The sequence below is a fragment of the Dehalococcoidia bacterium genome (genome assembly GCA_030018455.1).
Taxonomy (GTDB): Bacteria; Chloroflexota; Dehalococcoidia; order DSTF01; family JALHUB01; genus JASEFU01.
Map to the genome: position 1 here is coordinate 69035 of JASEFU010000010.1, position 11184 is coordinate 80218.

Consider the following 11184-nt stretch of genomic DNA (forward strand, 5'->3'; position numbering starts at 1 on the left):
TGCCTGTACCCGAGCGTCTGGCTACTCGCTGCGCAGCGCCTCGATCGGATCGAGGCGGGAGGCGCGGAACGCCGGGTAAATGCCGAAGAAGAGCCCGATGGCCGCCGAGACGCCGAACGCAACAATGATGCTCAGCGGCGTCACCAGCGTCGTCACCTCCGTTCCGGTGCCGAACGTCTGCCCGTCGGCGACGCGCGCCGCCAGGGCCCCCGCGACCACGCCGGCCGCTCCGCCGACGACGGTCACGAGGAGCGCCTCAACAACGAACTGCAACATGATGTCCTGCCTGTTCGCGCCCACCGCCTTCCGGATGCCGATCTCGCGCGTCCGCTCCGCCACCGAGACGAGCATGATGTTCATCGTGCCGATCCCGCCGACCACGAGCGAGATGCCCGCGATCGCGCCCAGCAGGATGGTGAGCGTCCGGCTCACGTGTCTCGCGGTCGCTGTCAAGTCTTCCTGCGTCTGGACCGTGAAGTCCTCGCTGAGGTCGTGTTCCTGGAGGAGGACCTGTCGTATCGCCTCTTTCGTCTGGTCGACTTTGTCACCGGAAGAGACCTTGACGATGATCTCCTGAATATTGGACCGGCCCGTGGGGCTGCGGCCGAAGGGCACCCTTGCCTGGAACGTGGTTAGCGGCACGAGAATCGTCGTATCGTCGGTGCCGGCGCCGGCCGCGCCCCGCGGCTCCATCACGCCGACGACCGTGAAGTTGAGAGAGAACGGTCCGAAGCTCATGCGCACGTCCTTGCCGATGGCGTTTGCGGCCGTATCGAAGAGGTCCTGCGCCACCTGCGCGCCGAGGACGACGTTCGTGGCCTTGCGGCTCATGTCGTCCTCACTGATGAACCTCCCTACGGCCAGCTTGTAGCTGCGCACGGACGGGAAGTCCGGCTGGGTCGCGGTCATCGCCGTTGCCGTCGTCGAGCGTCCGTTGCCCGTAAGCTGCGATTCCAGTTCCAGGCTGTACTGGGCCACAACCGCTTCGACGTAGGGCAGGAGTGCGTTGTCCTTCAGCGCGTCTGCGTCGTCGGTCGTCAGCGAAAACGGATTGAACGCTCTGACGGTTGCGCCGCCGCCGCCGCTGCTGCTGCTCGTCCCACTGCTCGAGGTGGTCTGACTCCGCTGGCCGGTGACGAAGATAAGATTGCTGCCGAGCCCGCTCACCTCCTTCGTCACGCCTTGCTTCGCGCCCTGGCCGGCCGCCATGAGGGCGATGACCGCGCCCACGCCGATGACGATGCCGAGCATGGTGAGGGTGGTGCGGAGCTTGTTCGTGCTGAGCGCCATCACCGCCGCCTGCACCATGCTGAAAACGATCATGCCGGCGACTCCTCTCGCGCGGTGGGTGGAGTGCTAGGAGCCGTAAGCGCTCTTTCCGGCGGCCCGTCGGAGACGATTTCGCCGTCTCGAAGCTGGATCATGCGGCGCGTGTAAGCGGCGACCTCCGGCTCGTGCGTGACCAGCACGACGGTCATGCCCCGCTGGCTGTTCAGGCGCACGAACATCTCCATGAGGTCCCCGGTCGTCTTCGAGTCGAGCGCGCCCGTCGGCTCGTCCGCGAGTATCACCGCCGGATTGTTCACCAGCGCCCGGGCGATGGCGACCCGCTGCTGCTCGCCGCCGGAGAGCTGCGCCGGCCGGCGCTGAGCGCGATGGCGCAGGCCGACTTCGGCAAGGGCCCGCAGCGCCAGCCGCCGTCGGTCCGACGCCCGTCGGTAAACCAGGGGCAGCTCCACCTGGGCCACGGCCGGCCAGCGCGACAGCAGGTTGAACGATTGAAACACGAAGCCGATGCGTCGGTTGCGCACCAGGGCGAGCTGGGCGTCCCCCAGGCGGTGGACAGCGTGACCTTCGAACTCGTAGGTGCCGCGCGTCGGCCTGTCGAGACAGCCGAGGATGTGCATGAGGGTCGACTTCCCGGAGCCGGAAGGCCCGATGATGGAAATAAACTCGCCGCGCTGGATATCCAGATCGATCCCGCGAAGAGCGGGCACCGGCACGTCCCCTGCGCGGTAGACCTTGACGATCCCCCGAAGGCGGATCACCTTGTCGCCCCTCCGAAGCCGGGGCCTACCGGCATCGAGAAATCGCCCGATGGGCCAACGATGATGGGCCTCGTCTCATCAGCCGTCGTCGACGAGGTCGATGTCGCGGTCACTCCGGGGATAACCACCGTTTGCCCCTCTTCGAGGCCGCTCGTGATCTCTGTGCTCGAGCCGTTGCTGAGGCCGGTCTCGACCGTGACCTTCTCCGTCGAACCGTCTTCGTTTTGGACGATTACGTAACTGCTTCGTCCTTCGCTCTGGATGGCCGATGCCGGAACCGTGAGCACGTCCTCCGCCTGATCGATGATGATCGTCACGGAGGCGTTCATGCCGGGCGCGGGTCTGGCCGAGGCGGTCGCGGCGGCGGCGGCGGCGGAAGCGGCCGCGCGCGTCTCGATCGCCTGCCGCTGCTCCTCCGTCAAACCGCCCTCTGCCAGCGCCCCCTGAATCCGCTGCTGTTGCCCTGCGCTGAGATTCGCTCCCGGGAGCCCTAACGCGGCTGCGCTGTCGCGGCTCACGATGCGCGCCCTCGCCTGGTAGGTCACCACTCCCTGTGTTGTCGTGGGATTCGTCCCCACCGAATCGATCACGATGGGGAACACAGCATTGGGGATGGCGTCGAACGTGGCGGTGCCCGATTGCCCTGCTTTGACGCTCGGCAGGTCGGACTCGCCGATGCTCACGTTGAGAACGAGGGCGTCAGGCGTGTTGAGGACGATTGCCGCCGACGTGCCGCTCGATGTAGAGGTCGAAGCGGCGGATGCCCCGGCCGTGTCGCCGACGGCGATGTTCAGCGCCGCCACCGTGCCGTCGAACGGCGCGATAATCTTCGCCTTCTCCAGATCTTTCTCCGCCTCGCTGACGGCGAATTGCGCCAGCCGCACCTGATCGCGCTGGGCGCTGATCTCCTCGTCGTCGGCGCCGCGGTACGCCTCGTCGCGCTTCGCCTGTGCGGCGGCGAGCGCCAGGGCGGCCGACTCGACGTTGTGCTGCGCTTGCGCCACATCGTCCTCTGATGGGGCGGCATCGAGCGCGGCCAGCTTGTCGCGCGCCATCTTGAGCGCCAGCTCCGCCAACGAGACGGCTGCGTCCGCCGATGCAATGTCGTTGCTGCTGGGACCGCTCCCCAGCTCGGCCAGGTCCTCCTCGGCCGTTCGAAGTCCCTCTTCCGCCCGGTCGATGGCGTCCTCAGCATTGCTCTCGGCGGTCCGGGCGCTCTTGTAGGCGCTGTTGGCCGACAGGACGGAGGATGCCTGCATGTTACAGGGCGCCGTGCCGTCGGAAACAATCGCCATAAGGTCGCTTTCGTCTCCGGCCGAGACCGGGACGTCGGACGAGGAACAGAAGGAGGGCGAGCTATCGCAAACGCAGTAAGCCGTCTCCGCGCCCTCGAGCTTCGCTTCGGCGAGGGCGAGGTTGTCGGCCGCATCCTCGGCTGCCTGCTCGGCGTTTTCCAGCGCCGCCTCCGCCTGCTCCACGGCCGCTTCGGCCATGGCGACGGCGTCGGCCCAGGCGGAGTCGACCGCGGCGCGCGCGGCCTGCGCCTTCACGAGCTGCGACTCCGCCGAAAGGACCGCCTGCTGCGCGCTGTCCCGTTCCTCGGTGGTCGGGCCGTCGAAAAGGTCCTCGAGGGCGGCGGCCGCCTTGTCGAGGTTCGCCTGCGCCTGGACAACGTTCTGCTCGGCGGAGGCGAGCTCGGCCGCGGTGCTCCCCTCCAGCAACTCGTTGAGCTTGTTCTGCGCTGAGGAGAGGTTGATCTGCGCGCGTACTAGGGCGTTCTGGAGGGCGGTGTCCTCCACTTCCGCGAGTACGTCGCCCTGCTTCACCGCCTGCCCGATGGTTACGTTGACGGCCGTGACCCGGCCCGATGTGCCGAAGGAGAGGTTGGCGGTTGATTGCGAGGCGGTGGTGGCGCTGGTGCTGATCGTCTTGACGATGTTGCCGCGTTGCACGGTGGCCGTCTGGAGGGCGCCTGTCGCCGCGTCTCCGCCCCGCAGCGCCACGGCCCACACGCCAAACCCGACCGCTGCCGCCGTCAGCGCGATCAAGGCCAGCGTAATCAGACGCCTGCGCCGGTGGTGGTTGTCTGTCTCCAGGAGATCGTCGAGGTCATCCGTCAGGTTCGTCGTCATCGGTCTCCTTCCGGCTCTGGAACGTCGTGACGTTGCACTCGCCGGGGAGAAGTCTAGAGGCGATGCATTAAGAACGGATGAGAGGGCGGTTAGAGTTTCTTAACCGGTCAATGAAGAGCGCAGGAATAGTACCTGGCAGTACCGTGCCAGGGTGTTCGGTCAGTCGCGGAACAGCCAGCCGCCGTCCGGAAAGCCTTCTTCGGTTGTGGGACAGAGCAGCGGCCCGCCGGTCCGGCGCACGGTGTAGTGGAGATGCGGCACTTCGCTGTAACCAGTGTCGCCGCTGTATCCAAGCAGGTCGCCGCGACGGACGTTCCACCTGGCGATGGGCGTGGAGACGCGGAATTCGCGCATCGCGGCGAAGGCGCTCGCATAATCGAAATCGGCGCTGTAGCCCCGAAGAAAGGCCGCGGGGTCGACGGACTCGACCGTCAAGTCAACGTTCAGATGCCCGTACTCAGTAGAGAAGCTGTCGTTGACTACGGTGACGAACACTCCCTTGCCTCCGCCGGGGCCGGGAAACGGCACGACCAGCGCCCTCGAACGGTCAGGGTTGCCGAGGTAAGGTTCGCGGTCTGCCCCGTAGTAGTCGAAAGCGTTGCTGACGGTGACGATGCTCAGCGTCGCCAACCCGTCCATCGTTGAGTAGATCGGGGTCCCCTCCGGCACGAACCAATCGACGGCGGCCTGGGCCTCGTATTCCCAGTGAGTGCGGCAGTTCCAGCCGCAGCGATTAGCGCGGTCGGGGTCGCCTGAGACCTGATCGTCGCGGCTGCAGCTGAGAGCGTCCGGCCCGGCACCCCATTCGATGCGCCGGCTGCCCACTTCGCCGACGACCAGCCCCAGACGCAGCGTGGGATCGATCGGGAAGCCGACGGGCTCGATCATGGCTTCCCGAGTGGGTGTCGGGGCCGGGGTGGACGTGGGAGCGGGGGTCAGCGTGGCAGCCGGAGGAGACGGCCGCGGCGTGACGGTAGATGATGTGTGTTCGCCGTCTTGGGAGCCACAGCCCGAAAGAAATATCGCCGCGACACTTACAGCAACGGCCATTCCTCGAAGGCGCATTGTGGGAGACCTTCTTTGCGTCAGAGTGACGCTTCTGAGTATAACGGCTGATGGCTCGCCAACAAACGGCGGAAACGCAGCGGGCGGAAAGGGGACATCGGTGGGTGGAGCCAGCGGGGGGATTCGAACCCTCGACCCGCGGTTTACGAAACCGCTGCTCTACCACTGAGCTACGCTGGCCCGCATCCCAGTATAGCCAACCGGGGAAGGGCGAATCAAATCGATGGTGACAGCCTCTCGAAATCGGGTGGTGACCGGTGAAGACAATCCTGGTCGTCGACGACGAACCGACGCTCGCTGCCACCGTCAAGTACAACCTGGAGCGCGAAGGCTATCGCGCCATTACCGCCGCTGACGGCGAGTCCGCTCTCGCACTCGCCCGCGACAGTCGCCCCGATCTTATTGTGCTCGATGTCATGCTTCCCGCAATGGACGGCTTCGAGGTATGCCGTCGGTTGCGGCGCGACAGCAGGGTCCCCATCCTCATGCTCACCGCCAAGACGGAAGAGGTCGACAAGGTCGTCGGGCTGGAGATCGGCGCCGATGACTACGTCACCAAGCCGTTCAGCATGCGGGAGCTCCTGGCGCGGGTGCGCGCTCTTCTGCACGACTTGACAAAGATCGGATTGGGATTTATAAATAATGCGCTGGTGCGTGTTAGTATTCCCCGCTCTGTCTAACGCAAGAATAACCACAAATGAGGTTTGTTCCCGGTAGGCCCGGGGCAGGCTCCCGATAATCCCCGCCGACAAGCGTCTGGAGAACCAGAGATGAGAATATCACGAATTCTCACTCTAACCCTTGCGTTCGCACTGATCCTCACCGCCGCCCTCCTTTCTCTTCGGCACGCCGCACGCATCGACGCCTCCAACGTTAGCCTGACCCCGGTCGCGGTATCCCAGGACACGGGCGAGAAGCCACAGTCGAAGCTGTGGCGCTACAACGGCACCTGGTGGGCTGTCCTGCCCAGCGCAAGCGTCTCGCCGTCCGGCACCTGGCTCTGGAGGCTAGAAGCCGACAACACTTGGACCAACGTCCTCCTTCTCTCGAACAGCACCAACGCCAAGGCCGACGTGAAGGCAACTGGCAGCGTGACGCACATCCTGCTTCACGACAGCACTCCCGAGCTCATATCGGTCCAGCACGTTCCCGCCGCCAACACCTACGAGGCGTGGTCCGGCCGACCCACGCCGACCTCGCTGTCTCTCCCCGGCAGCGAGACCGCCACCATCGACATCGACTCCACGGGCCGCATGTGGCTGGCCACGGAGTCGGGCTCGAACATCAACGTCTACTACAGCGACTCTCCCTATTCTTCGTTCAACGGCCCCGTGACTTTGGCCAACAACGTGAACGACGATGACATTAGCGCCGTTATCGCCATGCCCGGCAACAAGGTCGGCGTATTCTGGTCCAATCAAAACACGCGGAGGTTCGGCTTCAGAGTCCACACCGACGGCACCGATCCCAACACGTGGTCAGCCGACGAAGTCCCTGCCTCGCAGTCGGCGGTCCCCGTGGGTTCGGGGATGGCGGACGATCACATGAACTTGAAAGTGGCTTCTGATGGGACACTGTACGCCGCGGTCAAGACAAGCTACGACACCGGCGGCTACCCGAAGATCGCGCTCCTCGTACGCAGGCCCGACGGAACCTGGGACGACCTCTACGAGGTGGACCAGTCGGGAACGCGGGGGATACTCCTTCTCAATGAGACGGCGGGGACGATGAGGGTCGTCTACACGTCCAGCGAGGCCGGCGGAGACATCGTATACAAGGATTCGTCGCTCTCGGCGATCAGCTTCGGCGCGCGCCAGACGCTGATGAGCGGCAGCCTCAACAACCCTACCAGCGCCAAGGAGGTGTGGAGCGATGACGTTGTCGTGCTGGCGGCGAACGGCGGCAGCGCATACGGCGTGCTGACGACCGCCGACGTGACTCCCACCAGCACGCCGACCCAAACCGCTACGCCCTCGCCGACGGCGACGACGGACCCATGCGGCGCCGACGGGCTGGTCGGCTATTGGGCCATGGAGGAAGGCAGCGGCACCACGGTCTTCGACTCTTCGCCGCCCGCCAACAACGGCGCGCTCTACGGCAACGCCACCTGGGTAAGTCCGGGCAAGGTGGGCTCTTACGCGCTCTCTCTCGATGGCAGCGGCGACTACGCCCTGGTGCCCGACGATGGCTGTCTGGATATAGCGGGCCCGATAACGCTCGCCGCCTGGATAAAGCCGACCAAGTCGGCTGCCGCCACGCAGTACCTGATCAAGAAGGCAGTCATCAACAACACCAGTGGCTATGAATTGTCGTTGTCAAGCGCGGGCAAGGTCTTCTTCCGTCTCAATCAGGTGAGCAGCGGAAACACCTACAGAATTGATTCCACTACCAGCTACCCGCTCAACGGCTCCGCCTGGATTCACGTCGCCGCCACGTACGACGGCTCGACCATGCGTATTTATATCAACGGCGAAGAGAACGCGACGCCCGTAGCGGGCCCGGCGGCAATCGTCACCAACAACCAAGCGCTCGGCATAGGCGCCGAGAGCAACGGAGCGAGCACGTTCCAGGGCCAGATGGACGAAGCGCGCGTCTATAATCGCGCCCTTGACGCCTGCGAGATCCGTGTTCTAGCTGGCCTAGCTCCCTGCACGCCTACGCCCACGCCGACTGAGACGCCAACGCCGCCAGGGACTCCCACCTACACTCCCACGCCTACCTTCACACCGACGCCGACCGCCACGCCGAACTGCGGCGCCGACGGGCTCGTGGGGCACTGGACGATGGAAGAGGGAAGCGGCACGACGGTCTTCGACTCTTCGCCGCCCGCCAACGACGGGTCGCTCTACGGAAACGCGACCTGGGCGCCCGGTCGTGTGGGCAGCTACGCGCTCTCTCTCGACGGCAGCGGCGACTACGCGCTGGTGCCGGACGATAGCTGCCTTGACATCACGAACGCAATAACGCTGGCGGCGTGGGTGAAGCCCGGGAGGTCTGCCACCCAGGACCTCATCAAGAAGGCGGCGAACGGTTCGGTCAACGGGTACGAGCTGAGCCTGTCAACGTCCACCTCGACCTGGCCTACGAAGGTCTTCTTCCGGCTCAACCAGGTCACGTCCGGCGACACCTACAGGGTGAACTCGGCATCGACGTACCCGACCGATGGGAACACGTGGGTGCATGTCGCCGCCACCTATGACGGCGCAACGATGCGCATCTACTTCAACGGCTTTGAAGAAGGCTCGGTCGCCGGGCCGCCGGCCATCGCCACGAACGCCCTCGGCCTCAGCATCGGTGCAGAGAGCAACGGCGCACGCGCATTCCTGGGGGCCATGGATGATGTTCGCGTGTACAATCGCGCCCTGACCGCTCAGGAGATACAGCAGCTGGCTGAGCTGCCGCCGACACCGACACCGACGGACACGCCTCCGGCAACGGATACGCCCACGCCGACGCCAACTGCCAGCGACACACCGACGCCGGTGGCCACTCCAACCGATACTCCCTCGCCCACCCAGACACCCACACCCACTGCGACTCGCACCGCGACGGCCACACCGGACTGTGGCGCCGACGGGCTCGTGGGGCACTGGACGATGGAAGAGGGAAGCGGCACGACGGTCTTTGACTCTTCGCCGCCCGCCAACGACGGGTCGCTCTACGGAAACGCGACCTGGGCGCCCGGTCGTGTGGGCAGCTACGCGCTCTCTCTCGACGGCAGCGGCGACTACGCGCTGGTGCCGGACGATAGCTGCCTTGACATCACAAACGCAATAACGCTGGCGGCGTGGGTGAAGCCGGCTAAGCAAGACACTCAAAACCTTATCAAGAAGGCGATCAACAGCAATACGAACGGATACGAACTGAGTCTTGCCTCGCCGACTTCGCCCTCTGGCCCTGGGAAGGCGTTCTTCCGTTTCAACCAGACGAGTTCCGGCGATACCTTCCGCGTGAACTCCACGACGCAATACCCGCACGATGGGAACACCTGGCTCCATCTGGCCGGCACTTACGACGGCGCGACGATGCGGATCTACGTGAACGGCGTGCTTGAGAACACCGTTACGGGCCCTTCCAGCATTGCCACCAACAACTTGCCCCTGACGATCGGGGCGCAGAGCAACGGTACAACGTACTTCCTGCTTGGACAGATTGACGACGTGCGGGTGTATAACCGGGCGCTGACCACAGAAGAAATCCAGGCGCTGGCAAGTGTGCCGCCTCCAACTCCAACCCCCACCGAGATACCCCCGGCCACGCATACGCCCACGCCCACGCCGACCGGCACGCCTCTCCCGCCGGAGCCGCCGGCGCTCAACGCGCCGCAAGACGGCGCCACGGGCGTGTCAACGTCCCCGACCCTCGATGTCACCGTATCCGACCCGCAGGGCGACCCCCTGACGGTGACGTTCTACGGCCGGCCGATCGCTCCGCCGGCGTCGCCTTCGTTCACCGTGGTCGTCCTCCCCGACACGCAGAACTACGTCAAAGACCCATCGCTCTCGCCGATCTTCGGGGCGCAGACGCAGTGGGTGGTCGACACGCGGAGCTGGTTGAACACCCAGTTCGTGACCCACGTCGGCGACATCGTGGAGAACATCGACCTTTACGAGCAGGAGTGGATCGATGCCAGCGCTTACATGTCCACGCTCGACGCCAACGGGGTGCGCAGCAATGTGGCCCTAGGGAACCACGACATGAGCCCGACGGGTGTGGCCGCGCTCTTCGACCAGTACTTTCCCGTTAGCCGCTACCAGTCCTTCGACTGGTACGGCGGCTACCTGGGGAAGGACCCTGTTCTCGACCCGATCAACCGGCAGAATAAGAACAATTATGAGTTGTTCTCCGTTGGATCGCTCGACTTCATCGTGATCCACCTTGAGCACGACATCCCGAGCTACTCGCTGGCTTGGGCCGACCGCATGTTGGACGCCTACCCTGGCCGCCGCGCCATCATCAGCACACACGCTTATCTCAACGCATCCGGCAACAGGCCGACGTCAGTGACTTACCGCACCGACGACGGTACGTCTGCGGAGGCGGTTTGGCAGCAGATCGTCAAGCCCAACTGCAACGTTTTCCTGGTCGTCAGCGGCCATTATCCGGGAGAGGCTCGCCGGACGGATTTGAACGACTGCGGGCAGCCCGTGCACCAGGTGCTTCAGGACTACCAAGGTCGAGCGAATGGCGGCGACGGCTGGCTTCGCTACTTCACCTTCGAGCCGCAGGAAAACAAGATATACGCGTACACCTACTCGCCCACGCGCAATGGCGGCGCGGGAGAGTACGAGACCGACGACAGCAGCCAGTTCGTTCTTGGCTACGACATGGGAGGTAGCAGCGAGTACGAGGTTATTGCCATAAACAGCGGTGTCCCGTCCGGAAGCAATACGACCGCGGTATGGGAGTCGCTGTCCGAGGGCACCGAGTACGAGTGGTATGTCACGGTCAGCGACGGCGCTCAGACTACGGTGGGCCCTGTCTGGACGTTCACAACAGAGACACTGCCCACGCCCACGCCTACCGAGACACCTACGCCGACGCCGACCCACACGTTCACGCCCACGGCCACACCGACCGAGACCTACACGCCCACGGCCACACCGACCGAGACTGCCACGCCCACGGCCACACCGACCGAGACCTACACGCCCACGCCTACCGCCACGCCCTTCTGCGGCGACCACGGCCTCGTCGTTCACTACAAGATGGATGAGAACGGCGGCGCGACGCTCATCGATTCCGCCCCACCCGCCAACGACGGAACCATATACGGCGCGCCGTCCTGGGTGTCCGGGGTCCACAATCTCGCGCTCTACTTCAGCGGCGCAACCGATTACGTCCGAGCACCCGACGATTATTGCCTGGACATCCAGAATGCCCTCACGATCGCCCTCTGGGTACGCCCGACTCAACTCGCTACCCAGGACATGGTGAAG

Annotated in this window: 5 protein-coding genes, 1 tRNA gene and 1 pseudogene; 2 read left to right on the plus strand and 5 right to left on the minus strand. The window is 64.9% G+C overall.

Annotated elements, in window-relative coordinates; genetic code table 11:
- Nucleotides 1–21: 21 nt before the first annotated feature.
- The 5 genes from QME71_10480 to QME71_10500 all read right to left on the minus strand — a co-directional run bounded on the left by QME71_10480 (nt 22) and on the right by QME71_10500 (nt 5425).
- Nucleotides 22–1323, minus strand: a complete 1302-nt coding sequence (locus tag QME71_10480) for an ABC transporter permease (GenBank protein MDI6858727.1) — start codon at nt 1321–1323, stop codon at nt 22–24.
- Nucleotides 1320–2048 carry an ABC transporter ATP-binding protein gene (locus QME71_10485; protein MDI6858728.1) on the minus strand — a complete coding sequence of 243 codons (729 nt, stop codon included), beginning with the start codon at nt 2046–2048 and terminating at the stop codon, nt 1320–1322. Before QME71_10485 ends, QME71_10480 begins: the two co-directional genes overlap by 4 nt.
- The gene (locus tag QME71_10490) at nt 2045–4180 is read right to left on the minus strand and encodes a biotin/lipoyl-binding protein (GenBank protein MDI6858729.1); all 2136 of its coding nucleotides are present in this window, start codon (nt 4178–4180) and stop codon (nt 2045–2047) included. Before QME71_10490 ends, QME71_10485 begins: the two co-directional genes overlap by 4 nt.
- A 159-nt stretch (nt 4181–4339) precedes the next feature.
- A complete protein-coding gene (locus QME71_10495; GenBank protein ID MDI6858730.1) occupies nt 4340–5068 on the minus strand; it encodes a M23 family metallopeptidase in 729 nt (242 codons plus the stop codon).
- A gap of 282 nt (nt 5069–5350) precedes the next feature.
- Nucleotides 5351–5425: transfer RNA gene (locus QME71_10500), tRNA-Thr, on the minus strand.
- A 77-nt stretch (nt 5426–5502) separates the two neighbouring features.
- Here QME71_10500 and QME71_10505 point away from each other — a divergent pair.
- Nucleotides 5503–5850 (plus strand): annotated as a pseudogene (locus QME71_10505) (response regulator).
- A 165-nt stretch (nt 5851–6015) separates the two neighbouring features.
- On the plus strand, nt 6016–11184 hold a 5169-nt coding region (locus QME71_10510; protein MDI6858731.1), incomplete at its 3' end, for a sialidase domain-containing protein.

Coding starts and splice junctions, on each gene's coding strand:
- QME71_10480 (MDI6858727.1), bottom strand. CDS start 1,323: ATGATCGTTTTCAGCATGGTGCAGGCGGCGGTGATGGCGCTCAGCACG.
- QME71_10490 (MDI6858729.1), bottom strand. CDS start 4,180: ATGACGACGAACCTGACGGATGACCTCGACGATCTCCTGGAGACAGAC.
- QME71_10495 (MDI6858730.1), bottom strand. CDS start 5,068: ATGATCGAGCCCGTCGGCTTCCCGATCGATCCCACGCTGCGTCTGGGG.